Genomic DNA, 25,226 nt, shown 5'->3' with positions numbered 1-25,226 from the left:
ATGAAATCCGGGAGAACCAACACCCTGAACCCGGATTGCATCCGGGCTACGAAACCACGAACACGAGGTCCGTCATGCAACACAAAGCCGTACTCAGCCAGACCGAAGTCAGCCAGATCATCGCCGCCGCCCGCAGCGAAGCGCAGCAACAGGGCTGGGCAGTCGCTATCGCCGTGGTCGATGACGGCGGCCACCCGCTCGCCATGGAGCGCCTCGACGGCTGCGCGCCGATCGGCGCCTACATCGCCACCGAGAAGGCCCGCAGCGCTGCCATCGGCCGTCGCGAGACCAAGGGTTACGAGGACATGGTCAACGGCGGCCGCACCGCCTTCATCAGCGCCCCGCTGATCACCTCGCTGGAAGGTGGCGTACCGGTCGTGGTCGAGGGCCAGGTGGTCGGCGCCGTGGGCGTGTCCGGGGTCAAGGCCGAACAGGACGCGCAGGTGGCCAAGGCGGGCATCGCAGCCCTTTGAACATGCGGCGTAGCCGCCAACGGATGACCTTCCCCCCCGGGGGGAAAGTGGCACGCAGTGCCGGAAGAGGGTGTGCCCCTCTCTCCTCTTTCGATGAAAGAGGAATGCAGACAGACAGGAGAACAGGAAAATGACCGAACGCGTGCAATGTCAGCGCCTGCAGGTAGCCGCCGAGCTCAAGCAGTTCATCGAAAACGAAGTGCTGCCCGGCAGCGGTATCGAAGCCGCGGCCTTCTGGAGCGGCTTCGACGCCCTGGTACACGACCTGGCACCGCGCAACCGTGCGCTGCTAGCCGAGCGTGACCGCCTGCAGACCGAGCTGGACACCTGGCATCGCGCCAACCCCGGCCCGGTTCGCGACATGGCCGCCTACCGCGCCTTCCTCGAGTCCATCGGTTACCTGCTGCCGCAGCCGCAGACCGTCAAGGCCAGCACCGCCAACGTCGACAGCGAGATCACCAGCCAGGCCGGCCCGCAGCTGGTGGTGCCGGTGATGAACGCCCGCTACGCGCTGAACGCCGCCAACGCCCGCTGGGGTTCGCTGTACGACGCCCTGTACGGCACCGACGCGATCAGCGAGGACGGCGGCGCCAGCAAGGGGCCGGGTTACAACGAGGTACGCGGCGCCAAGGTGATCGCCTTCGCCCGTGCCTTCCTCGACCAGGCCGCGCCGCTGGCCAAGGGCTCGCACGCCGACGCCAGTGCCTATGCCGTGGTCGCCGGCCAGCTGCAGGTGACCCTGGGCAGCGGCGAGCAGACTTCCCTGGCGCAGCCGGAGAAATTCCTCGGCCACCAGGGCGAGGCCGCCACGCCGAGCGCCGTGCTGCTGAAGAACAACGGCCTGCACTTCGAGATCCAGATCGACGCCAGCAGCGCCATCGGCCGCACCGACGCCGCTGGCGTCAAGGACGTGCTGATGGAAGCGGCACTGTCGACCATCATGGACTGCGAAGACTCGGTCGCCGCCGTCGACGCCGCCGACAAGGTGGTGGTCTACCGCAACTGGCTGGGCCTGATGAAGGGTGACCTGGCCGAGGAACTGGAGAAAGGCGGCAAGCGCATCACCCGCCGTCTCAACCCGGACCGCACCTACAGCGCCGCCGCCGGCGGTGAACTGACCCTGCACGGCCGCTCGCTGCTGTTCGTGCGCAACGTCGGGCACCTGATGAGCAACCCGGCGATTCTCGACGGCGACGGCCAGGAGATTCCGGAAGGCATCCTCGATGCCGTGGTGACCAGCCTGATCGCCCTGCATGACCTCAAGCGTCGCGGCAACTCGCGCACTGGCAGCGTCTACATCGTCAAGCCGAAGATGCACGGCCCGCTGGAAGTGGCCTTCGCCAACGAGCTGTTCGGCCGTGTCGAGCAGCTGCTGGGCATGCCCGCGGCCACCCTGAAGATGGGCATCATGGACGAGGAGCGCCGCACCAGCGTCAACCTCAAGGCCTGTATCGAGGCCGCCAGCAGCCGCGTGGCCTTCATCAACACCGGCTTCCTCGACCGCACCGGCGACGAGATGCACACGGCCATGGAAGCCGGCGCCATGCTGCGCAAGGGCGACATGAAGTCCAGTGCCTGGATCCAGGCCTATGAGCGCAACAACGTGCTGGTCGGCCTGGCCTGCGGCCTGCGCGGCAAGGCGCAGATCGGCAAGGGCATGTGGGCCATGCCGGACCTGATGGCGGCCATGCTCGAACAGAAGATCGGCCATCCCAAGGCCGGTGCCAATACCGCCTGGGTGCCCTCGCCGACCGCCGCCGTGCTGCACGCGCTGCACTACCACCAGGTGGACGTGCAAGCCGTGCAGACCGAGCTGGAGCTGATCGACCTGGCCAGCCAGCGCGACAGCCTGCTGGGCGACCTGCTCAGCGTGCCGGTCAGCGCCGAGCGCCCGTGGAGCGCCAGCGACATCCAGCAGGAACTGGACAACAACTGCCAGGGCATCCTCGGCTACGTGGTGCGCTGGGTCGAGCAAGGCGTCGGCTGCTCCAAGGTGCCGGATATCCACAACGTCGGCCTGATGGAAGACCGCGCCACGCTGCGGATCTCCGCCCAGCACATCGCCAACTGGCTGCATCACGGCGTGGTCGGCGAAGCCCAGGTGCGCGAGACGCTGCAACGCATGGCGCAGGTGGTCGACGGGCAGAACGCCGGCGACGCCGCCTATCGCCCGATGGCCCCCGGTTTCGAGCAGTCCCATGCCTTCCGCGCCGCCTGCGACCTGGTGTTCAAGGGCCGCGAGCAGCCGAGCGGCTACACCGAACCGCTGCTGCACGCCTGGCGTCTGCGCTTCAAAGAGGAGGTCTGAGCGTGGGAGGGGCTATACGCGGCTGCAGCGGGATGCCGCCCAGCCCCTCCTGAAAAATGATTGAGCGCCGTGGATGAACGCCACGGCGCTGCAACAGGCCCTGACGGTTTCCGACCGTCGGGGCTTTCGAGCATGAGCGCGACGGCGGGTGATCCCCAGCGTCGCTGCTCGCGGAATGGTCGGTGCCGTGGCGCCCGGCCACTCCAGATGCGTGGCGCCGGATATCTCCGGAAAACCGTGGTTCACAAGAAAAAGAAGGAACCAACACATGAGTCAAACGCTGCTGTCCATCCTGGCCTTCGTGCCGCTGGTGCTGGCGGGTGTGCTGCTGATCGGCTTCCGCTGGCCAGCCAAGTACGCGATGCCGCTGGTGTTCGTCCTGACCGCCCTGATCGGCCTGCTGGCCTGGGACATGTCCCTCAACCGGGTCATCGCCTCCAGCCTGCAGGGGCTGATCCTCACCGCCTCGATCCTGTGGATCATCTTCGGCGCGATCCTGCTGCTGAACACGCTCAAGCACTCCGGCGGTATCGCGGCGATTCGCCGTGGCTTCTCCAACATCAGCCCAGACCGGCGCGTACAGGCGCTGATCGTCGCCTGGCTGTTCGGCTGCTTCATCGAAGGGGCCTCCGGCTTCGGCACCCCGGCCGCCGTCGCTGCACCGCTGCTGGTCGCCCTCGGCTTCCCGGCGCTGGCAGCCGTGGTGCTGGGCATGATGGTGCAATCCACGCCGGTGTCCTTCGGCGCGGTGGGCACGCCGATCCTGGTGGGCGTCGGCGCCGGCCTGGACAGGACCGGCATCACCGAACAGCTGGCGGCCACCGGCAGCACCTGGGAGACCTTCTTCCACCTGATCTATTCGCGGGTGGCCATCACCCACGGCGTGATCGGCCTGCTGATGCCGCTGATCATGGTGATGATCATGACCCGCTTCTTCGGCAAGAACCGCAGCTGGAAGGAAGGCCTGGCCATCGCGCCGTTCGCCGTCTTCACCGCGCTGTGCTTCTCCCTGCCGTACATGGCGGCCGGCGTGTTCCTCGGCCCGGAATTCCCGTCGATGATCGGCGCCCTGGTTGGCCTGTCCATCGTGGTACCGGCAGCCCGTGCCGGCTTCCTCCTGCCGAAGGAGACCTGGGACTTCGCCGACGCCAAGGACTGGCCGGCCGAGTGGATGGGCAAGATCGAGATGAAACTCGACGAGGTGGCCGGCAAGGCGCCGATCTCCGTGCCCATGGCCTGGGCGCCGTACCTGCTGCTCGCGGTGTTCCTGGTGCTGTCGCGGATCTTCCCCGAACTCAAGGCCGCGCTGATGAGCCTGAGCTTCGGCTGGAAGGACATTCTCGGTGAGACCGGCGTGTCCGGCACCATCGAGCCGCTGTACCTGCCGGGGGGCATCCTGTGCATGGTGGTGCTGGTCACCTTCTTCCTGCACCGCATGCGCTTCTCCGAGCTGAAGGCGGCCGTCGGCGAGTCGAGCAAGACCCTGCTCGGTGCCGGCTTCGTGCTGATCTTCACCATCCCCATGGTGCGTATCCTGATCAACTCCGGGGTCAATGGCGCCGACCTGGTCTCCATGCCAGTGGCCATGGCGCGTCTGGTGGCCGATAGCGTGGGCGGCGTCTATCCGTTCTTCGCCCCGGCCGTGGGTGCCCTGGGCGCGTTCATCGCTGGCTCCAACACCGTGTCCAACCTGATGCTGTCGCAGTTCCAGTTCAACGCTGCCGAGCTGCTGGGCGTGTCCGGGGCGATGATGGTGGCGCTGCAATCGGTGGGCGCTGCGGCGGGCAACATGATCGCCATCCACAACGTGGTGGCGGCCTCGGCGACGGTCGGCCTGCTGGGACGCGAAGGCATCACCCTGCGCAAGACCATCCTGCCGACGCTCTACTACCTCGCTGCTGCGGGCTGCATCGCGCTGGTCACCATGTACGTCATGGGTATCAGCGATCCGCTGCTGGCAAGCCGCTAGTCCATGCGCGGGTCGTGCCAGGCACGACCCGACTTTGGTTGGCCTCTGGCAGGCGGCGATTACCGCCTGTCCGCTTGGCGCGTCCGTTCAATTGCGGTAGCGTGCCTCGCGCAAAACCGTGAGATTCACCCGAGGTCGATATGAAGAAGTGGCAATGCGTGGTCTGTGGACTGATTTACGACGAGAGCCAGGGCTGGCCGGACGACGGCATCGCGCCCGGCACCCGCTGGGAAGACGTGCCGGAAGACTGGCTGTGCCCTGACTGCGGCGTCGGCAAGATGGACTTCGAGATGATCGAGATCGGCTGATCACGTGTCATTTCAACGAACGGCGACCCTCGGGTCGCCGTTTTCATTTCACCCTGCCAGGCGCCGCCAGCAGGCCCCGCAAGCGCGTTACAGCCGCCTCACGCCCCAGCAGCCCCCTGGCCTGAAGCCCGCACCAGAGCCTTCGCCGGCCGTCCCGCAGAAAAATCATAAACGCCATTTAAGCAGCGTCAAAAGCCGGTCGCCCTTCACTTACAGCAGGCAATCACAGCCAGCTTCACTCAACTGAAGGAATCTCATCATGGCTCTGTCGATTCATACCAACTACTCCTCGCTGATCACTCAGACCAACCTGTCCAAGACCAACAACGCCCTGGGCACCAACCAGCAGCGTCTGGGCACCGGTTTCCGCATCAACTCCGCTGCCGACGACGCCGCCGGCCTGCAGATCGCTACCCGTCTGAACGCTCAATCGCGTGGTATGGACGTGGCCATCCGCAACACCAGCGACGCCGTTTCGCTGCTGCAGACCGCCGAAGGCGCCTTCAGCGAAATGACCGACATCGTGCAGCGCATGAAAGACCTCTCCACCCAGGCGGCGAACGACACCAACAGCGCAGACGACCGTCTGGCCCTCTCGGCCGAGTTCAACGAACTGGGCAAAGAGCTGGCCAACATCATGACCAACACCAAGTACGCGGGTGAGGCCCTGTTCGACATCGCCGGTACCGGCGGCAAGTTCGGCACCGCTGGCGGCATGAGCTTCCAGATCGGCGCCAGCGCCACCGAAACCCTGGCCCTGGACGTCAGCGCCGACGTCGGCACCCTGACCGCCGCCCTGGGCGCGCTGAACACCCAGTTCGCCGCTGCTCCGGCCGCCGACCAGAAGCTCGAGACCCAGGCCGGCGCCAACGGCGCGATCACCCTGGCCGAGACCGCTCTGGACGAGATCGGTGCGCTGCGTGCCCAGTTCGGCGCCAACATCAACCGCCTGAACCACACCGCCAACAACCTCGGCAACATGAAGGACAACACCGACATGGCCAAGGGTCGCATCATGGATGCCGACTTCGCCAAGGAAAGCGCCAGCATGAGCAAGAACTCCATGCTCCTGCAGTCGGGCATCTCCATGCTCAAGCAAGCCGGCCAGATGCCGGGCATGGTCATGTCCCTGCTGGGCTGATCCCGCGTCATCCAGGCGCAACGGATGGCGCCACCCCCTCCAACGCCCCGTACTCACGGGGCGTTTCTCGTTACGGCCTGAGCCCCGGCAACGCGCATCGCCAGCGTGCAACCGTCATCGAACGACGGGATGCTGAAATGACCGTCACGACACCTGCCGACTGCATCGACTTCGTCCACGAAGCAGCTAGCATAGAACTGAGCATGGCCTGTGCGAGGCCGCTCGGTCAGCTCGTGACTGGCACAAGACTTGCCACTGCATTTCCCTGACGCCAGAATGCTGACCATCCGTCGCCCGGACGTTTCCAGCCGGAAATGTCGCTCGCTCTAAGGACCGCATGAACTCCAGCCCCGACACGCCGCCCACCGAGCCGGGAAGCACCATCGCCTGCCAGGTCATCAGGACCGGGCGCAGTGACTGCTACGCGCACTTCTATCCGGCGCTGTATCAGCTGACGCTGGCCAAGAGCGGTATCGAAGAGAAGATCGACCTCGGCTACTCCGGTAGCCGCCTGCTCGAGCGCCTGCTGCAGAAGCCGGGCGAGGTCGTCTCGCGCGAGGAGCTGATGAACCACGCCTGGGCCGACCGGGTAGTGGGCCAGGGCAGCCTGAACCAGCAGATCTATACCCTGCGCCAGGTGCTGGGCGACGAGAAAAGCCGCGAGATCATCCAGACCCTGCCGCGCCGCGGCTACCTGCTCAACCCCAATCACCTGGTCGTGCCGTCAGCCAGCGATGCCGCCGACCCGTCCGGCGCGGCGCCCGACGTGCCAGCCGCACCACCCGCCTTCCTGCGGCGCCACAGTCGTCAGCGCGCCTCCTGGCTGATCCTGCTCAGCCTGTTCAGCATCATCGGCATCGCCCTGTTCCTGACGCTGTACCGGATCAGCCAGCCAGACGACCTGTACAGCAGCGAGATGACCCAGGGGCCCCTCAACGTGCGTTACATCGACCAGAACCCGCAGCGCCTGCAGCAACTCATCCTGCACACCCATGGCCTGACCAGCCGCCTCACGGCACTGGCCAGCGCGCCGTCCAAGCTGGTGCTGCGCCTGAGTGGTGGCTTCTACGAGCTGCTCTGCCTGCAACCGGGGGGCGGCGCACGCTCACTGATGCTGCATGAAAGCCAGCTGGGTCAGGTGGCCGATGCCCAACTGAGCAGATGCCTGCCATGAGCCGCTGCAGGCAACTCGGCATCAGCGGCGTGTGGCTGCTGAGCATGTTCGCCACCGCCCTGGCGATGCTCCTGGGCATGCTCGCGCTGTGGCTCAGCTTCAGCTCCAGCGCGGAGCTCGACGGCCGCTACCAGTCCAGCGGCCAGGTCCAGCTGAGCAACGGCAAGGTGCTCGACATCAGCCACAGCCTGCAGGTCAACAACGGGCGTTTCTACGCCATGACCCGCCAGGGCGACAGCATCCTGGAGACCTCGGGGACGGTCGACTACGGCTTCCTCGGCAACTACCGCCTGCGCGTCGAGGATGGCCAGGTCACCGGCCTGGCCAGCGAGGTCGACGACGAGCTGGTGTTCAACCTGCTCTACGGTCGGCACAAGGGCTCGACCATCCGCCTGACCCGCCTCGACGGCTGCCTCTACGCCCTGGAAACCCGCCAGTTCTACTGCCCGGCGCGCCACCTGTAGCGCCGCCCTCACGACTCCGGCGTGCTCAGCCGCGCGCCCTCGGCGCGGTATTCCACACGCACCTGCGTGTCGCCGAACAGCTCGCGGTAGAGGCCCTCGGCCTGGCTGGTCAGCAACAGCAGCTCGATGCGCCGGTTGGCACCGTTCTCCGGGTCATCGGGCAGCAGCGGCATGCCATCGGCCTGCGCCGTCACCTGCAGCACCGCGCGGGTCGGCAGGCCGGCCTCGACCAGCACGTTGCGCGCGCGCAGGGCGCGATCACCCGACAGGTTCCAGTTGTTGTAGCCGCCGACGATGCCCCGGTAGGGCGTGGCATCGGTGTGGCCGCTGACGATCAGGTGGTTGTCGACCTTGGCCAGGATGCCGGCCAGGCGCTTGAGCAGGGTCTCGAAATGCGGGTCCAGGCGCGCGCTGCCACGGGCGAACATGAAGCGCTGCGCATCGTCCTTGATCAGAATGCGCAGGCCCTGGGGCACCACCTGCACCTCGATGTTGGCCTCGGCATCCAGTTGCAGCGCCAGCGCCTCCATCAGTTGCGCCAGCTCCTGCATCTGCAGCGGCTCGGCGTAGTGCGGCCTGCGCGCCGCGCCAGGCTGGCCATCACCCTGCTCGGCCCCCGGGTCGTCCTGGGGCGTACGCGCCTGATTGAGGCGGTCCTGGCGCGGGCTGACCTGCACCGGGATACCGTCGAGGTCCAGCGGCGTGGTACTGGTGCCGTCGAAGATGCCGGCGCCGCCATCGACCAGCGGGTTGTTCAGCATGTCCGCATTGGCCCGGCTCTGGTCCTGGGTCTGCGGCTGGATGATCCACAGCACCATGAACAGCGCCATCATGGCCATGGTGAAGTCGGCGAAGGCGACCTTCCAGGCACCACCGTGCTCGTCGTGGCCGCCTTTCTTGCCACGCCGCTTGATGATGATCTCGTGTTCTTCGCCGCCACGCTTCTTCATGCCGCGTCCCTTTCATCCTCGTAGCGGTTGACCCAGGTCTCCAGCTGCTTGAAGGCCGGCTTGACGTCCTGCTCGATCAGCTTGCGCCCGGCGTCCACGGCCAGCAGCGTGGGCTTGCCGGCGACATGGGCGACCAGCGTGGTGCGCACGCACTCGAGTGCCGACAGCTCGGTCTTGATGCGCTGGCTCATGGCGTTGGACAGCGGCTCCATCACGCAGTAGCACATGAAGATGCCGAGGAAGGTACCGACCAGCGCGGCAGCGACGTGGGCGCCGATCTCGGCCACCGAACCGCCGATGTTGCCCATGGTGATGATGATCCCCATGATCGCCGCAAGGATGCCGAAGCCCGGCATCGCCTCGCCGATCTTGTGCAGCGAACGCGACGGCTGCAGCAGGATGTGCTCCATGGCCTCCAGCTCCTGTTCGAGGAAGCCTTCCAGCTCGTGCGCGCTGATCTTGCCCATGGCCATCAGGCGGAAGTTGTCGGCGATGAAGGCCATCAGGTTCTTCTCCTGACGGATCAGCGGGTACTTGGCGAACAGCTCGCTCTGCTCGGGCTCCTCGATGTGCGCGTCGAGCACCTTGAGACCACCGACCTCGACCATCTCCAGCAGCTCGTACAGCAGCATCAGCAGTTGCCGCTGGAACTCCTCGCCGCGCCGCTTGTAGACGAACACGCCTTTGATCTGGTGGCACATCTCCACCAGCACTTCCTTGGGGTTGCCCACCACCAGTGCGCCGAGACCGGCGCCGACGATGATCACCACCTCGGCCGGCTGCCAGAGCATGGCCAGCTCGCCGTGGGCCATGACGTACCCGCCCAGCACGCAGCCGACGATGATCAATGCACCTAGTAACTTCTGCACCCTAGCCTCTCTCGTTCAGGTAGCGGCTGGCCTTGGCGATCGCCTGCTTGCTCAGCTGGCAGACGCGCGCGTCGCTCAGCTCCAGCACCAGGGCGATTTCCTTGAGGCTCAGCTCATGTTGGTAGTAAAGGGTCAGCACCAGCCGCTCGCGCTCGCTGAGCTGGCTCAGCGCCTGGGTCAGCAGGCGCTCCTTGAGCACCCTGTCCTCGACCGCACTGCTGCCACAGGTGAACCCTTCGTGGCCGTTCTGCAGCAGCTCGTCGAGGCTCTCGATGGCCTCGCAGGCGTCGGCCTGGAGGAATTCCTGGTAGTCCTTGGCGCTGATCCCGGTGGCCCGGAGGATCTCCTCCTCCTGCGGCACACGGCCCAGCTGGCGCGCCAGCTGGCGAATGGCATCGCGGATCTTGTGGGTCTGCTGACGTACCTGGCGCGGCCGCCAGTCCTGGCGACGCAGCTCGTCGAGGATCGCACCACGCACGCGCAGCGCGGCGAAGCGGCCGAACTGCTCGTCCGGCGTGCCGTAGCGGCGCAGGCATTCGAGCAGCCCCATCAGGCCGATCTGCTCCATGTCCTCGCGATCGAGTACCTGATTGGCCTGCAACGCCAGCTGGCTGACGATGCGCTTGACCAGCGGCAGGTACTGCATCAGCCATTTCTGCTCGGCCCCGGGGGCGAACAGCGCGGCACCACCCTGGTCGGCGGCGTAGCGGTAGTCGATGGCGCAGTTGGCGTTCATGGGCAGGCCCTGCTCTCTACTGGACGATCAGCTTGCTGACCAGCACGTTGGCGAACGGCATCGCCAGCTTCTTGCTGGCGAAGTCATCGAACAGCGCGCTTTCCAGCTTGCCCTGCAATTCGGGGATGGGCATGGCGCGCAGGCTCTCGAAGGTCATCGCCGACAGGTGGGCGACCACCGAGTTGCGCACCATGGGGTCGATCTGCTCGAGCTTCTTCGGGTCGGTCTCGAGGTCGGCCTGCAGCACCAGGTCGAGCACGAAGTAGTGCTCGCGGTTCTCGCCCTGCAGGCTGACGATGACTTTCTCGATGGGGAAGAAGCGATATTCGCTGGTCTGCTCCTCCTCGCCGGCGCCCGCGCTGGAAAGCCCCGGCAGCGGCTGCCCGGACTGCAGCGAGCGCAGCGTGGCGTAGTTGAAGACGGTCCCGCCGACCACCACCAGCGTGTTGAAGATGAGCAGCAGGAGGATGATGCGCGGCATTGTCATGGGGTTCTCGATTCAGGTGCGAAGGGTTAAACGGTGACCAGCACGTCGCTGGTCGAGTCCGGGTTGCGCGGGCCGCTGTCGGCCGTGGTGCCGCTCGCCGCCTGCACCGGCTCCTCGGCCAGCCAGGCCTGGCGCGGCTGGCCTTGCTGACGCCCGCCCTGGGCATCGGTGGAGACCTGCACGTCGACCTGCACGAAGTGCTGCCCGACCAGTTCCTGGCGCAGGCGCTCGCTGGTCTGCTGCAGCAGGCGGGCGACATCGGCGTTGGCCGCGGAAAGCTGCACGCTGAGCCGGCCGGATTCGTGACTGAGGAAGATTTCCAGGCTGCCCAGCTCCGGTGGGTCGAGGCGAATGGTGGCGTTCTGGATGCGCTGGTTGATCTGCAGATCGACATGCTCGCGCAGGCTGCCGAGCATCTGCTCGCCCCACTGCGCCTGCGGTGCATGCAGCTTGAGGTGGCGCTCCGTGGTCGGTGCCAGGTTCGCGGGCAGGGAAGCTGGCGCAGTGGCCGTCGCGGTCGCCTTGTCGTCGGCGCTGCCGGTGCCGGACAGACGCTCGACAAGGCTGGCCTCGAGGCTGTCGTTGGTGGCGAGTGACGCGGCATTCTGCAGCGCAGCGTCCAGCGCCATTGGCGGCATCGGCGCAGTCATGGCCTGGGCAGGCACGGCGGCAGGCACCGGCCTGGCCGTGACCGGGGCCGCAGCGCGCTCGGGCTCGCTCGGCAAGGGTTCACGCGGCACCCGCGCGGGATCGACCGGCAAGGCGGCCAGCTGCGGGTCCTGCTCCTGTTCGTCCGGGCGCGCCGGGGCGTGCTGCGCAGTCTCCGCCGTCTCGCGCGCCTCCACCCGGACCGCCTGCTGTCCCAGCACGCTGGCCAGCCACTGCTCGGCATCGGCCTCGCCGAGACCGAGCGTGATCGGCGCCGGCGCACTGGCTGGCGGCGCCACGCTTTCGCTTGCGGCGAAGGCATGCAGCTCCATCTGCAGATCGAAGGTCGGCTGTTCGCCGGACGCACTCTGCGCCTGGGCAAAGCCGTTCAGCGAAGGCTCCGCTGTGGCGCCGCCGAGGTCGACTCGCGCATTCGCGTTGATCAGTTGCAGCACCTTCTATCTCCCCTCTTGATACAGATCGACGCGCAGGTAGGCGCTACGCCCTTCGGCGTATTCCAGATGCGTCAGCAGCAGGCGCCGCACGCGCTCGCATTCCTCGGCGCAGGCGACTCGCGCCTGGCCGTGCAGCTGTTGCAGTCGCTGCTTGGCCGCACGCGTCTCGTCACTGAGCGACGGCAACCCGGCCAGCAGTTGCAGGCAGGCGCGGATCAGCGCATCGACCTCGCCGATGCGCGCCCAGTCGCCCTGCTCCAGCGCCTCGGCCAACTGGCCATGCAGCTGCTGCAGGGCGCGCAGTTCACTTGCGCGCTGCATTCACGCCTTCCCAGCCTTCACGCAGCACACCGAGCAGCCCCACCACCTCGTCCAGCCCTTCCAGCGACAGGCTGACGCTGACGTCGGAGAGCCGGTAGATGCAGTAGTCGTAGAGCCGCGCCAGGCCCTGCACCAGCTCGCCGCCGTTCTCGTAATCGAGCGCGCTGTTGAGGCCGCCGAGGATGTTCAGGCACTTCTCCAGGGACTGGCCCTTCTGCTGGTAACGCTTGGCCTCGATATGGCCACGGGCACGGGCCAGCTCGTCGAGCAAGCCGTCGAACAGCACCAGCACCAGCTCGTAGGGCGAGGCGGCGGCAGCGCGGGCCTCGAGGTCCACAGTGCGGTAGCTGTCGTAACTTTCGTTGAGGTTGTAGGCACTCATCAGAACATTCCGTAGGTCTGTTCCATCGCCGCCATGGTCTGCATCAGACCGGTGTACTGACGGAGATAGCGGGCGTAGTAGGAGTCGTACTGCTTCTGGATGTTGTCGAACTGCTGATCGACACGACGCAGCTGGGTGTTGAGGGTGTCCTTGCGATTGGTCAGCAGGCCGCCGGCGCTGCTGGTGTAGACCGCCAGGTTCTTGTCCAGGGTGTCGAGCAGGTTGCCCTTGTCGGTGAACAGCTTCTCGAAGCCTTCCGGGTTGGCCGCCACGGCCTTCTCGAAACGCGCACTGTCGATGGTCAGCTTGCCGCCGCGGTCGGCGACGATGCCGAACTCGGTCAGGCTCACCCCGCCGAAGGACGTGCGCACCAGCTGGTTGAGCATGCCTTCGATGGCGCGCACGCTGGCGTCGCCGGCCAGGGGCCCACGGCTGCCACTCTCGCCGCCGCTGGCGGTCAGCGAGTCGAAGCTGCTCATCAGAGCATTGAAGGCACTGACGAACGTCTGCGCCTTCTCCTTGGTGGCGCTCTGGTCCTGGGCGATCTCGATGGTCAGCGGGGTGTCGCCCGTCTGGTGAGCCTTGCTGAACGTCAGGCTGACGCCGTCGATGATGTTGGCGAAGGTGTTGCTGCTACTGGTCAGCTCGATGCCGGCCTCGCCGCCAAGGCGGACGATGGCGTCCTTGGCCACGGACAGCTCCTGACGCGCGGCCACGGCATTCTCGAATGCCGTGTTGCCGCTGGCGGTCAGGCTGATGGCCTGGTCGGCACCGGTCGTCTCGCTGGTCAGCACCAGGTTGACCTGACCATTGCTGCGCACCAGCGTGGCCTTGACCCCGCTGTTGTCAGCCGCGCCGTTGATCGCAGCGGCCAGTTCGTCGAGCGTCGTCACCGCACTCAGGTCGACGCTGAACGTGTCGCTGCCCTGGCCGATGCTCAGGCTGCCGCTGCCCAGGTCGCCGTCCTGCAGGCCCTGCAGGGCAAGCTGGCTCTTGCTGGCCAGCTGCTGGACGAAGAAGTCATAGCTGCCCGCGACCGCCTTGCTGCCAACCGTGGCAGTGGCATAGCCCTCCTGGCTGTAGCTGGCGCTGTTGACCAGCATGCTGCTGCCGGCGAGCTTCAGGCCGCTGGCAGCGCTCTTGAAGCTCTTCAGCGCAGTGTCCAGGGAGCTCAGGGCATTGAGCTGCGCCTTGTAGGCTTCCTGGTTGCGGTTGGCCTTGGCCAACTGCCCCTGAATCTCGTATTGGGCCAGTTGGGTCGCCATGCTCTGTACGTAATCTGAATCGATAGCCATAGTCGGACACCCGTTTTCCTGAGAGATAGCAATAGCGGTGCCAACCAGCCAAGTCGTTGATATTCAAGGACTTGAGCCAACCGCCAGGTGAAAGATCCTTTCCGCTCGCGAGGCAGCGAGCGACAGGCGGAAGGCCGGCTTCCGCTCGCCTGCGCAACAGGCGGACATGCCCCCTACACAGGCGACGCGGCAGCGGCCCGACTTAAGGAAAACGCGGTGAATGCAGTGCACTGAGGCCGGACAAGCCAGCCAGGCGCAGGGACGCGCAGGACAGCGCAGAGGGAGGCACTCCAGCCGCGAGCGGGACAATCGCGGATGAATGCGCCGACGAAACCGGGACTGAGGAGCGAGAGAAGATTGCGTTGATGCGTGGGAGGGGCCTCAGCCGCGACCGCCCGCCTGAACCTGCCGCTTACTCGCCGCCAACGGCGAAATTGGGCAGGCTGTTGACCGGCTGGCGGAAGTTGAACGGAATGGATTCGACGGCCAGGCCGACGTTGCGCTGGACCACGAAGTGCAGGTGCGGGCCGGTGCTGTTGCCGGTATTGCCGGAGCGCGCCAGCAGGCTGCCGGTCTCCACCCGCTGCCCCTCGCGCACGCTGACCGAGCCACGCATCAGGTGCAGGTAGACCCCCATGGTGCCGTCGTCATGCAGGATGCGCACGAAGTTGCCGGCAGGGTTGTTGCCGCGCCCGCTCTGCTGGTTCTCGGTCTTCACCACCACCCCACCACGGGCTGCGACGATGGGCGTGCCCTCGGGCATGGCGATATCCACCGCGTAGCGCCCCTTGGCCGTGAAGTGGCTGTAGGTGCCGTTGGCGCCCTGGGTCTGACGGAACGGCCCCCCTCGCCAGGGCAGTGGATAACGATGGATGCTCGGTTGCAGACGCGGGTCGCCGAGGGCGTAGCGCAGCTTCGGCTTGTAGCGCAGCGGCTTGCCGGCATCCTGCGGCGTCAGGGTGGCGAGACGGATCTTGCTGCGCGGCGGCAGCACCCAGCGAATCGGCTTGCTCGGTGCGCCGATGGCGTTCTTCACCTGCTCCAGCCTGAGCTCGATCTCCACCGGCGCATACAGGTCGTTGCGAATCAGCAGCGTCTCGCCGGCTTCGTGCTTCTTGGTCTCCAGCTTCACCTGGTTGTCCAGGCGCTCGACCATGCGGTCGTTGAACACGAACACCTGGGCACCAGGCGCCGCCTGATCGCTGTAGGTCACCACGCCGTTCGCGTCGACGTACTTGTAAACGGTCAGAGCAGCAGCCTGGCCACAGAGAACCAGCAGACTGCAGAAAATGATCAAACGCCCTAGCATAACGATTCGGATCTTATGGCTTTTTGCTATCCGGATTGAAAAGACTAGCAGCGCTGGAGGGCATGCGCGAGGAAGCAACCGTCAGGCTGTGAACCGGCTCACCGCCGCCGGTCGCTCCGGTGCCATGTGGATCACCGCGCGAATCAGGCGCCCGGGGAAAAATGCTTCTGCGCGGTACCGCGTGCGATCAGCCGCGACAGGTAGTCGAGCTTCTGCGGGTCGCGGTCGACGAAACGGAAGGTCAGCTGCAGCCATTCGCTGTCGGGCTTGGGCTCGAACGCCGCCACGGCATGCAGGTAGCCGTTGAGGCGGGCGGTTTCCGCTGCCTCACCCTGTTCCAGATCGAGCACCGCGCTTTCCAGTACCTGCGGCAGGACATCGGCACGCCGCACCACCAGCAGCGCCTCCTTCAGGCTCAGCGCCTTGATCACGCAGGCCATGCTGCCGGACGGCAGGCGCAACTGGCCCTGGCCACGCCCGGCCGGCGCCTTGCTCGCAGCCGCGGGGGCCGGTTTGGCGAAAGCCGCCGCCGGGGCTGGCGCGGCCGGTGTCGGCGCACTGGGCTTGACCACCTCGGCCTTGCCACCGGTGAGTGCGGCCAGCGAATCGTTGGCGAAGCCACCGCCGCTCAGCATCTTGGGCGCAGCGCTGGCGGTGAGCGCCTGCAGCTTGCCGGCGCGGCTCAGGGCCTTCTTCACCTTGGTGACCAGTTGCTCGTTGGAGAACGGCTTGCCGATATAGTCGGAAACACCGGCCTGGATGGCCTGCACCACGTTCTCCTTGTCGCCACGGCTGGTGACCATGATGAACGGCGTGGTTTTCAGGTCGTCCTGCTCACGGCACCAGGTCAGCAGCTCCAGGCCGGACATCTCTGGCATTTCCCAATCGCAGAGGATCAGGTCGACCGCCTGCCGGCCCAACAGCTGCTGGGCCTTGCGCCCGTTGACCGCTTCCTCGATCTGTACGCCGGGGAAGTGATCACGCAGCCCTTTCTTGACCAGATCACGGATAAAGGTCGCGTCGTCCACCACCAGCACACTGACTTTGCTCATCGGCCTCTCCTGTACGAATGGCAATAAGCATAGTCATGGCCAGTGGCCTAAGGCCAACGGAAACGTCGGGTAAACGACAAATCGCGCAAACGCAACGGCCCGGGACGTCCCGGGCCGCTGGCTCGACGCAGGCATCAGTCCGCGGATTTGCCTTCGACTTCCTCGCGCATGCGGGTCAGGCCGATATGCCGCACATCGGTACCACGCACGAGGTAGATCACCAGTTCGGCGATGTTGCGTGCATGATCGCCGATGCGCTCCAGCGAGCGCAGCGCCCAGATCACGCTGAGCACGCGGGTGATCGAACGCGGGTCTTCCATCATGTAGGTGACCAGCTCGCGCAGCGCCGTCTTGTACTCGCGGTCGACGGTCTTGTCGTACTGCGCCACGGACAGGGCCAGGTCGGCGTCGAAACGGGCGAAGGCGTCCAGCGCCTCCTGGACCATCCTGCGCACCTGATCGCCGATGTGGCGAACCTCGACGTAACCACGCGGCGCCTCGCCTTCCTCGCACAGCTGGATGGCACGCTTGGCGATCTTGGTCGACTCGTCGCCGATGCGCTCGAGGTCGATCACCGACTTGGAGATGCTGATGATCAGGCGCAGGTCGGAGGCCGCCGGCTGACGACGGGCGAGGATGCGCACGCATTCCTCGTCGATGTTGCGCTCCATCTGGTTGATCTGGTCATCGATCTCGCGCACCTGCTGAGCCAGACCGGAGTCGGCCTCGATCAGGGCGGTGACGGCATCGTTGACCTGCTTCTCCACCAGGCCGCCCATGGCCAGCAGGTGGCTGCGCACTTCTTCCAGCTCGGCGTTGAACTGCTGGGAGATGTGCTGGGTAATGTTGTCTTTGTTCATCAAGTTCGCTCCGCGAAAGCTTCAAGCTGCAAGCCGATCGGTGAAGTGTCTGGTTACCGCAAGCTGACCGGCAGCTTGCGGCTTGTAGCGTGCCGCTGTCCTCAACCGTAACGACCGGTGATGTAGTCTTCGGTCTGCTTCTTGGCCGGGTTGGTGAACAGCGTGTCGGTATCACCGAACTCGATCAGCTTGCCCATGTACATGAACGCGGTGTAGTCGGAGACGCGCGCCGCCTGCTGCATGTTGTGGGTGACGATGACGATGGTGTACTTGCTCTTGAGTTCGTAGATCAGCTCTTCGACCTTCAGCGTGGAGATCGGGTCGAGTGCCGAGCAGGGCTCGTCGAGCAGCAGCACTTCCGGCTGTACCGCCACGGTGCGGGCGATCACCAGACGCTGCTGCTGACCGCCGGACAGGCCCAGTGCCGAATCGTGCAGACGATCCTTGACCTCGTCCCACAGTGCCGCGCTCTTCAGCGCCCATTCCACCGCTTCGTCGAGCACGCGCTTGCTGTTGATGCCCTGGATGCGCAGGCCATACACCACGTTCTCGTAGATGCTCTTGGGGAAGGGGTTGGGCTTCTGGAACACCATGCCGACGCGGCGACGCAGCTCGGCGACATCCTCGCCCTTGCGGTAGATGTTGCGGCCGTCGATGTTGATCTCGCCATCGACGCGGCAACCATCGACCAGGTCGTTCATGCGGTTGAAGGTGCGCAGCAGGGTCGACTTGCCGCAGCCGCTCGGGCCGATGAAGGCGGTCACGCGCTGCTTGGGGATGTCCATCCTGACGTCGAACAGCGCCTGCTTCTGACCGTAGAACAGGTTCAGGCCCGGCACTTCGATGGCCGTGGTCTCGTCGGCCAGGCTCAGGCTCTGCTTGTCGCGGCCGAGGGCGGCCAGGTCGATACCGTGGGTATGGGCTTCGTGTTGCATATGGGCTCACTCCGTTCGCAGCTGCAAGCTGCACGCTACAAGCTGCAAGCCGGTCGCCGCGCTTCTCGTTGAAGCTTGCGGCTCGGGGCTTGCGGCTCGAATTTAATGATCCAGCGCCTTGTACTTCTCGCGCAGGTGGTTACGGATATAGACCGCGGTCAGGTTGAGCAGGGCGATGACGATCACCAGCAGCAACGCGGTTGCATAGACCAGCGGGCGGGCCGCTTCTACGTTGGGGCTCTGGAAGCCGACGTCGTAGATGTGGAAGCCCAGGTGCATGATCTTCTGGTCCAGGTGCAGATAAGGGTAGTTAGCGTTGAGCGGCAGGCTCGGCGCCAGCTTGACCACGCCCACCAGCATCAGCGGTGCCACCTCGCCGGCGGCACGGGCCACGGCGAGAATCAGGCCGGTCATCATCGCCGGGCTGGCCATCGGAATCACTACTTTCCACAGGGTCTCGGCCTTGGTCGCACCGAGCGCCAGCGACCCTTCGCGCACCGCACGCGGAATACGCGCCAGACCTTCCTCGGTGGCGACGATGACCACCGGCAGGGTGAGAATCGCCAGGGTCAGCGAGGCCCACATCAGGCCCGGTGTACCGAAGGTCGGCGCCGGCGCCGCCTCGGGGAAGAACAGCTGGTCGATGGAACCGCCCAGCACGTAGACGAAGAAGCCCAGGCCGAACACGCCGTAGACGATCGAGGGCACGCCGGCCAGGTTGTTCACGGCGATGCGGATCACCCGGGTCAGCGGGCCCTGGTGGGCATACTCACGCAGGTAGACCGCCGCGATCACACCGAACGGGGTGACGATCACCGCCATCAGCATGACCATCAGCACGGTGCCGAAGATGGCCGGGAAGATGCCGCCCTCGGTGTTGGCCTCACGCGGCTCGTCGCTGATGAACTCCCACACCTTCATGGCGTAGAAGCCGAGCTTGTCGACGCTGCTCATGGCATTCGGACGGAAGGCGCGGACGATCTTGCCCAGGGCGATCTCGGTCTGGCGGCCGTCACTGGCGGTCAGGGTCACGCTGTCGCGGTTGATCTGCTGGGTCAGCGCCACCATGCGCTCTTCGAGCACCTTGTACTCGGCATTCAGGGCATCGCGGCGAGCGTCCATGTCGGCCTGGGCGGCAGCGTCCAGCTTGTCCTGCAGTTGCAGCTTGCGCCCTTCCAGGCGAATGCGTTCCAGGCCATGGTTGATGCGGCCGATGTCGCTCTTCTCCAGGCGCACCAGCTGGGCGTGCAACTCATCGACACGCTCCAGACGCTGCTGCAGCTCGGCCCAGGCGGCATCGCCCTCGGCGACCAGCTGACCACTTTCCTTGACGTTGACCAGGTTGCCGTAGAAGTTGCCCCACTCGCGGCGCTCCAGCACGGTGATGTCCGCCGGCTTGCGCAGGTTGCTCAGCCATTCGCCGACGACCCAGGTGAAGTCCGCGCCGAACAGCTCGCGGTTACCCACCTTGAGCAGCTCACGGGTCATGAATTCGCCGCCCTCTTCGGCGACCGGCAGGCCGGCTGCGGCGAGACGGGCACGCGGGACTTCCTCGGCCTGCACCACTTCGCCGAGCATGACCCGGGATTCCTGGCCAGGCACCTGATAGTCGGCCTCGATGATATCCGCCGGCCAGAAGTGCCCCAGGCCGCGCGTGGCGATCACCGCCAGCAGGCCGAGGGTCATGATGATGGCGATGGCGACCGCGCCGCCGCTCATCCACACGCCGGGGGCGCCGCTCTTGTACCAGGATTTCAGGTTGTTCTGTTTCACGGCATCACACCTTGAATGAAATCATTCTTTACCTCCCCTCTCCCGCTGGCGGGACAGGGGCCGGGGGAGCGGGTCGCGGCGTTGTTCGCACGGCCCTCTCCCGCCCTTCGGGCACCCTCTCCCATCAATGGGCGAGGGTCATCAGTTGGCCTGCTGCGCAGGCCATTCTTTACAGCGACGAATACTTGGTACGCAGACGCTGACGAATCAGTTCGGCCAGGGTGTTCATCACGAAGGTGAACATCAGCAGCACCAGTGCCGCCAGGAACAGCACGCGGTAATGGGTGCCGCCAACCTCCGACTCGGGCATCTCGACCGCGACGTTGGCCGCCAGGGTGCGCATACCCTCGAAGATGTTGACGTCCATGATCGGCGTGTTGCCGGTGGCCATCAGCACGATCATGGTTTCCCCCACGGCGCGGCCCATGCCGATCATCAGCGCCGAGAAGATACCGGGGCTGGCGGTCAGGATGACCACGCGGGTCAGGGTCTGCCAGGGCGTCGCGCCCAGCGCCAGCGAGCCGAAGGTCAGGCTCTTGGGCACGCTGAACACGGCGTCTTCGGCGATCGAGTAGATGTTCGGGATCACCGCGAAGCCCATCGCCAGGCCGACCACCAGGGCGTTGCGCTGGTCGAAGGGAATGCCCAGGTCATTGGACAGCCACAGGCGCATGTTGCCGCCGAACAGCCAGTTTTCCAGGTGACCGCTGATCGCGATGGAGAACCAGCCCACGGCGATCACCACGGGGATCAGCAGCGCGGCTTCCCAGCCATCGGGAACGCGATGACGCACCGCTTCCGGCAGCTTGCTCCAGATGAAGCCGAACAGCAGGATGCCCAGCGGCGTCAGCAACAGCAGGCTGAATATGCCGGGCAAGTGATTCTCCAGGAACGGTGCGAGGAACAGGCCGGCGAAGAAGCCGAGGATCACCGTCGGCAGCGCCTCCATCAGCTCGATCACCGGCTTGACCTTGGTGCGCATGCGCGGCGCCATGAAATAGGCGGTGTAGATCGCCGCGGCGACCGCCAGCGGTGCCGCCAGCAGCATGGCGTAGAAGGCTGCCTTGAGCGTGCCGAAGGCCAGCGGCGAGAGGCTCAGCTTGGCTTCGAAGTCGGTGTTGGCGGAAGTCGACTGCCAGACGTAGTCAGGCTCCGGGTAGCTCTCGTACCAGACCTTGCCCCACAGCGAGCTCCAGGAAATTTCCGGGTGCGGGTTGTCGACCACGAAGCGCTGCAGCTTGCCGTCGGACTCGACCAGCACGCGGGTGGCGCGCGGCGACAGGGCGGCGGCGGCCTTGCCGTCGGCGACCTGTTCCTTGAGCAGGGTACGGTGCGCGGTGCTGTGGAAGATACCGAGCAGGCCGCTCTCGTCGAGCGCCATGAAGCCCTTGCGACGCTCTTCGGGAAGAATCTGGGTGACCGCGCTGCTGCCCAGCTGGAAGCTGCGGATCGACTGGAAGGTGGATTTGCCGTCCTTGTCACGCACCATGAACCACTGCTGGATGCCGCCCTTGGCGTCGCCGATCATGATGGAGATGCCGCCCAGCAGGCTGGTGGCGCTGGTGACACGGTTGGAGGCGTCCTTGAGCAGCTGGTAGCGGCCATTCAGGCTGCGCTTGCGCAGGTCGAAGACGTCGGCGTTGGAGTCGCCATTGAGGACGTACAGCCACAGCTGGCGGGGATCGAGGATCAGTTGGCTGATCGGCTCACCGATCTGCGGCAGGGCGATGCGCTCTTCGCTGACGCTCACTTCGCCAGTGAACAGGTTTTCCTCGCGACCGAGGCTGATCAGGTGCAGCTCGCTACCGGTAGAGCCTGCCAGCATCAGCGTACCGCTGTTGAGGTTCAGCGCCACGTGCTCGAGCGGGCGGCCCTGCGGATCGACCTCGATCGGCGTCTCGCCGTACGGATAGTCGATGCGCGGCGCGATGGTGCGCACGTTGTCCGGGTAGGTGATCTTGTAGTTGTGCTGGATGACCAGCGCCTGGCCATTGCTCAGGCCCAGCGCCACGCGGCGGCTGCCCGGCTGGTCCTGCGCGACCGAGGCGACGCTGACGCCTTCCGGCAGCGGCAGTTGCACGCGCTGCAGCGCTGCGCCGTTCTTCAGCTCGAAGAACTGCACCGCACCGCTGGCGTCCAGGCGCATGGCCACCTGGTTCTGCTCCTCGACGGCCAGCATCAGCGGCGCCGGGGCGTCGGCCAGCCAGGCCGGCTGCTGAACCTTGCGCGCATCCAGTTCGGCGCCCTGGAACATGGGCAGTACCACGTGCGCCAGGTAGAAGAAGATCAGGGTGATCGCACCCAGCACCGCCAGGCCACCGACGGAGACGTACCAGCGCGCCATGCGGTCCTTGAGGGCACGCAGGCGACGCTTGCGTTGCAGGGCGGGGGTATTGAAGTCGATCCCCAGCGGATTCTGAGAGCGATTCACGGATTCGTTTGCCAAGTCATTCATGCGAGAAGTCTCTGCGCGGGCTCAAGTGCAGCGCATAGGGCTGTCCAGGCTTGTCAATCTAGCGAGCTTGTATGACAGAAAGGTTACAGTCACCTGACATGACGAAGCCCACCACTCGAATCGAGTGGCGGGCTCTTCCGACCATCAGCCGAAGATCAGCGGGTCGGCGGCGTCAGGCACTGAAATTACAGGCCCAGTTCCTTCATGGTCTTCTCGACCACTTTGGACGGCAGCGGGATGTAACCATCCTTGACCACCACTTCCTGACCCTGCTTGGACAGCACCAGCTTGACGAACTCGGCGTCCAGCGGGCTCAGCGGCTGGTTCGGCGCCTTGTTCAGGTAGACGTAGAAGAAACGAGCCAGCGGGTACTTGCCGGACAGCGCGTTGGTTTCGTTGGCTTCTTCTACCTGGCCGTTCTTGTCGACCAGCGGAACAGCGCGAACGCTGGAGGTCTTGTAGCCGATGCCCGAGTAACCGATGGCGTTCAGGGTGCTGGAGATCGACTGCACCACGGAAGCCGAACCCGGCTGCTCGTTGACGTTGGCGCGGAAGTCACCTTTGCACAGGGCTTCTTCCTTGAAGTAACCGTAGGTGCCGGATACCGAGTTACGACCGAACAGCTGAATCGGCTTGCTCGCCCACTCGCCGGTCAGACCGACGTCACCCCAGGTTTTCAGGTCCTTGTCTTCGCCGCACAGACGGGTGCTGGAGAAGATCGCGTCGACCTGATGCATGGTCAGGGCCTTGATCGGGTTGTCCTTGTGCACGAATACCGCCAGGGCATCGATGGCGACCGGAACGGCGGTCGGCTTGTAGCCGTACTTCTCTTCGAAGGCCTGCAGCTCGCTATCCTTCATCGGACGGCTCATCGGGCCCATGTTGGCGGTGCCTTCGGTCAGCGCGGGCGGCGCGGTGGAGGAACCGGCGGCCTGAATCTGGATGTTGACGTTGGGGTAGTTCTTCTTGAACTCTTCTGCCCACAGGGTCATCAGGTTGGCCAGCGAGTCGGAACCGACGCTGGACAGGTTGCCCGATACACCGGAAGTCTTCTCATAGGTCGGCAGAGCCGGGTCGACGGCGGCTACAGCAGATACGGCGCTTACGCCGGCGGCGGCGAAAGTCAGGGCCGCCATCAAACGCTTCAGTTTCATGCCTTGCTCCTAGCAGGATAGTGTTGGATGGAACGGGCCCAAGTATCTGCAGGCCACGTGAACACTCTATGAAACGAATGTGACAGTTAAATGAACGCTGATGACTTTTCATTGCAACGATGCAAAGGGGCCTGCCGCGAGGACGCAACCTGCGGATGAGCAGCGCTCGCCCGCTGCCGGACAGCCAATGAAAAGCCCCCGCACGCAAGGCGTGCGGGGGCTCGGGGCTGACGCTGGGCGTTACTGCATGTTCTGCTTCAGCGCACGCATGCGGTCATGGCAGGCACGCACCTTGGGCATCTCCACGGCCAGCAGCGCACGGACGTCGTTGTCCGAGTCCTCCAGGGCGTCCTCGAAGGCGTGCAGGATGCGGTCCTCGGCCTCTTCCAGCTGGGCGACGTAGGTGGCCTCTTCGTCCTTGGCCAAGGTGGCGCGGGTATCGGCGTACACCTGGCGCAGCTTGCCCAGCATGGTGCCGCCGGCTGCCGGCTCGCTCTGGTTGGCCGCGACCTTGACGCTCAGCGCGTCGATCACTTCGGTCTTGGCGCGGACCATGTCACGGAACAGCGCCTGCAGGCGGATGTCCTTGACCTCCTCGTGGGCGTGCTCGTAGAAGCGCTTGCCGTCACGGGTGATCTCGATCAGTTCGTTGAGTTGTGCGGTCTTGCTGCTCATGGAATGACTCCTTGGCGATGGGACTTGCGGATGGCTGACCGCGCCTGCGGTCAGGATGAAAAAAGCTTCAGCCGGTGATGCGCAGGGCGTCGGCATCCACGCCACGCACACCACGGATGTTGCGGGCGATCTCGACTGCCAGGCGCTTCTCGGCGCTGCTCAGCACGCTGCCGCGCAGGCTCACCAGGCCATCGTCGGTGTTCACCGAGATGTTCAGCGCATCGAGGTTGCGGCTATAGAGGAAGCTGGCCTTGACCTTGCTGGTGATCCAGCTGTCGCTGATGTCCTCGCGCGCCTCATCCACTGCGGTCTGCACTTCACTGCTGGTGCTGTCGGCGGTGCTGATGCTGAGGTGGTTGAACACCTCGCGCACGCCGTCGGTGTTGGCGGCCAGCTGGCCGGCCAGTTCCTTGGCCGCCGGGGTCTGTGCACGGCCGCTGAGGGTGATGGCACCGGTCTCGCTCTTGACCTGGATGTCCAGGCCACGGGTGTTGCTGTTCCACAGCAACTTGGACTTCACGGTGGCGGCCAGGCTGGCGTCTTCCAGACGCTGCACCAGACCCGGCGGGTTGCCGCTGGCGGCCTCGCCCGCGACCTCGATGCGATTGTCCACCGCGTCGATGCCCTCTATGCTCAGGGCCACCTGCTCGGCCAGGTCCTTCTGCACGGCGTTCTCGACCTTGCCGGTCAGCGTGGCCTCGCCAGCCTCCACCTCGATGTCGAGCTTGAACGGATTGAGATGACGGTTGAGCGCGAAGGCGGTCCAGATGGAGCCTTCCTGACGCGCGGCTGCCAGTTGCGCGGCCAGCTGACCGTCAGCTGCCTGACTGGCCAGCGGCGTCAGGCTCAGCATCAGCGCAGCGCTCGTGGCCAGCAGCAAGGGTTTGAACGGGGGCATGGATTCACTCCTGCTCATGAAAGGACAAGAGGAATATCGCAAGCCCCGTGCCAGCCGATACAATCAATTAAATTCGTTATAAAACAAATAGTTAAAAACAATAAAGGCATCCTGCCTGCATGCAGGGTGCAGCAT

At 65.4% G+C, this 25,226-nt stretch carries 24 protein-coding genes; 7 read left to right on the top strand and 17 right to left on the bottom strand.

The window, feature by feature from the left end; translation table 11 throughout:
• Positions 1-74: 74 nt before the first annotated feature.
• The 7 genes from EPK82_RS18240 (at position 75) to EPK82_RS18210 (ending at position 7,837) form a co-directional block, all read left to right on the top strand.
• Positions 75-473, top strand: coding sequence for a heme-binding protein (locus tag EPK82_RS18240; RefSeq protein WP_037057107.1), 399 nt, complete (start codon positions 75-77; stop codon positions 471-473).
• A 130-nt stretch (positions 474-603) separates the two neighbouring features.
• The gene (locus EPK82_RS18235) at positions 604-2,781 is read left to right on the top strand and encodes a malate synthase G (protein ID WP_047590501.1); all 2,178 of its coding nucleotides are present in this window, start codon (positions 604-606) and stop codon (positions 2,779-2,781) included.
• A gap of 268 nt (positions 2,782-3,049) precedes the next feature.
• Complete coding sequence (locus EPK82_RS18230) at positions 3,050-4,750, top strand: L-lactate permease (protein WP_037053858.1); 1,701 nt, start codon at positions 3,050-3,052, stop codon at positions 4,748-4,750.
• Between the two features lie 140 nt (positions 4,751-4,890).
• Positions 4,891-5,058 carry a rubredoxin gene (locus EPK82_RS18225; protein WP_003242223.1) on the top strand — a complete coding sequence of 56 codons (168 nt, stop codon included), beginning with the start codon at positions 4,891-4,893 and terminating at the stop codon, positions 5,056-5,058.
• 259 nt (positions 5,059-5,317) lie between these two features.
• Entirely contained in the window at positions 5,318-6,199 is an 882-nt protein-coding gene (gene lafA / locus EPK82_RS18220) for a lateral flagellin LafA (protein ID WP_037053859.1), read from the top strand.
• A 337-nt stretch (positions 6,200-6,536) separates the two neighbouring features.
• Complete coding sequence (locus tag EPK82_RS18215) at positions 6,537-7,373, top strand: winged helix-turn-helix domain-containing protein (RefSeq protein WP_134677581.1); 837 nt, start codon at positions 6,537-6,539, stop codon at positions 7,371-7,373.
• A complete protein-coding gene (locus tag EPK82_RS18210) occupies positions 7,370-7,837 on the top strand; it encodes a hypothetical protein (protein WP_037053864.1) in 468 nt (155 codons plus the stop codon). The genes EPK82_RS18215 and EPK82_RS18210 overlap by 4 nt, the downstream gene beginning before the upstream one ends.
• Before the next feature lie 8 nt (positions 7,838-7,845).
• On the opposite strand, the gene EPK82_RS18205 is transcribed toward EPK82_RS18210, so the two are convergent.
• The 17 genes from EPK82_RS18205 to EPK82_RS18125 all read right to left on the bottom strand — a co-directional run bounded on the left by EPK82_RS18205 (position 7,846) and on the right by EPK82_RS18125 (position 25,091).
• Positions 7,846-8,787 carry a flagellar motor protein MotB gene (locus tag EPK82_RS18205; RefSeq protein WP_134677580.1) on the bottom strand — a complete coding sequence of 314 codons (942 nt, stop codon included), beginning with the start codon at positions 8,785-8,787 and terminating at the stop codon, positions 7,846-7,848.
• On the bottom strand, positions 8,784-9,656 hold the full coding sequence (motA, locus tag EPK82_RS18200; RefSeq protein WP_037053869.1) for a flagellar motor stator protein MotA: 873 nt from the start codon (positions 9,654-9,656) through the stop codon (positions 8,784-8,786). Before motA ends, EPK82_RS18205 begins: the two co-directional genes overlap by 4 nt.
• 1 nt (position 9,657) lies before the next feature.
• Positions 9,658-10,392, bottom strand: a complete 735-nt coding sequence (locus EPK82_RS18195) for a FliA/WhiG family RNA polymerase sigma factor (protein WP_037053872.1) — start codon at positions 10,390-10,392, stop codon at positions 9,658-9,660.
• Between the two features lie 16 nt (positions 10,393-10,408).
• The gene (locus EPK82_RS18190) at positions 10,409-10,879 is read right to left on the bottom strand and encodes a flagellar basal body-associated FliL family protein (RefSeq protein ID WP_037053875.1); all 471 of its coding nucleotides are present in this window, start codon (positions 10,877-10,879) and stop codon (positions 10,409-10,411) included.
• A gap of 26 nt (positions 10,880-10,905) precedes the next feature.
• Positions 10,906-11,982: a flagellar hook-length control protein FliK gene (locus EPK82_RS18185; protein WP_134677579.1), complete on the bottom strand. Its 1,077-nt coding sequence runs from the start codon at positions 11,980-11,982 to the stop codon at positions 10,906-10,908.
• A gap of 3 nt (positions 11,983-11,985) precedes the next feature.
• Positions 11,986-12,303: a hypothetical protein gene (locus EPK82_RS18180; protein WP_047586045.1), complete on the bottom strand. Its 318-nt coding sequence runs from the start codon at positions 12,301-12,303 to the stop codon at positions 11,986-11,988.
• Entirely contained in the window at positions 12,287-12,685 is a 399-nt protein-coding gene (fliS, locus tag EPK82_RS18175) for a flagellar export chaperone FliS (RefSeq protein ID WP_011920495.1), read from the bottom strand. Before fliS ends, EPK82_RS18180 begins: the two co-directional genes overlap by 17 nt.
• Positions 12,685-13,980: a flagellar filament capping protein FliD gene (gene fliD, locus EPK82_RS18170; RefSeq protein ID WP_134677578.1), complete on the bottom strand. Its 1,296-nt coding sequence runs from the start codon at positions 13,978-13,980 to the stop codon at positions 12,685-12,687. Before fliD ends, fliS begins: the two co-directional genes overlap by 1 nt.
• A 412-nt stretch (positions 13,981-14,392) precedes the next feature.
• Positions 14,393-15,289, bottom strand: coding sequence for a peptidoglycan DD-metalloendopeptidase family protein (locus EPK82_RS18165; RefSeq protein ID WP_037053889.1), 897 nt, complete (start codon positions 15,287-15,289; stop codon positions 14,393-14,395).
• 143 nt (positions 15,290-15,432) lie between these two features.
• Positions 15,433-16,341, bottom strand: coding sequence for a response regulator (locus EPK82_RS18160; protein ID WP_037053891.1), 909 nt, complete (start codon positions 16,339-16,341; stop codon positions 15,433-15,435).
• 134 nt (positions 16,342-16,475) lie between these two features.
• Positions 16,476-17,201, bottom strand: coding sequence for a phosphate signaling complex protein PhoU (gene phoU, locus EPK82_RS18155; RefSeq protein ID WP_394346205.1), 726 nt, complete (start codon positions 17,199-17,201; stop codon positions 16,476-16,478).
• A gap of 101 nt (positions 17,202-17,302) precedes the next feature.
• A complete protein-coding gene (gene pstB, locus EPK82_RS18150) occupies positions 17,303-18,136 on the bottom strand; it encodes a phosphate ABC transporter ATP-binding protein PstB (protein ID WP_037053897.1) in 834 nt (277 codons plus the stop codon).
• Positions 18,137-18,238: 102 nt separating this feature from the next.
• The gene (pstA, locus tag EPK82_RS18145) at positions 18,239-19,909 is read right to left on the bottom strand and encodes a phosphate ABC transporter permease PstA (RefSeq protein ID WP_037053900.1); all 1,671 of its coding nucleotides are present in this window, start codon (positions 19,907-19,909) and stop codon (positions 18,239-18,241) included.
• 169 nt (positions 19,910-20,078) lie between these two features.
• A complete protein-coding gene (locus tag EPK82_RS18140) occupies positions 20,079-22,364 on the bottom strand; it encodes an ABC transporter permease subunit (protein ID WP_134677577.1) in 2,286 nt (761 codons plus the stop codon).
• Positions 22,365-22,549: 185 nt separating this feature from the next.
• Positions 22,550-23,518, bottom strand: a complete 969-nt coding sequence (locus EPK82_RS18135) for a PstS family phosphate ABC transporter substrate-binding protein (protein ID WP_037053906.1) — start codon at positions 23,516-23,518, stop codon at positions 22,550-22,552.
• A gap of 240 nt (positions 23,519-23,758) precedes the next feature.
• Positions 23,759-24,193: a PA2169 family four-helix-bundle protein gene (locus tag EPK82_RS18130; protein WP_037053909.1), complete on the bottom strand. Its 435-nt coding sequence runs from the start codon at positions 24,191-24,193 to the stop codon at positions 23,759-23,761.
• A 67-nt stretch (positions 24,194-24,260) separates the two neighbouring features.
• Positions 24,261-25,091 carry a BON domain-containing protein gene (locus tag EPK82_RS18125; protein WP_134677576.1) on the bottom strand — a complete coding sequence of 277 codons (831 nt, stop codon included), beginning with the start codon at positions 25,089-25,091 and terminating at the stop codon, positions 24,261-24,263.
• Positions 25,092-25,226: the final 135 nt, after the last annotated feature.

It is taken from the genome of Ectopseudomonas khazarica, assembly GCF_004521985.1.
GTDB classification, from domain to species: Bacteria; Pseudomonadota; Gammaproteobacteria; order Pseudomonadales; family Pseudomonadaceae; genus Aquipseudomonas; species Aquipseudomonas khazarica.
The sequence above is the reverse complement of the archived record's forward strand: the minus strand, read 5'-3'. Positions and strand labels throughout refer to the sequence as shown.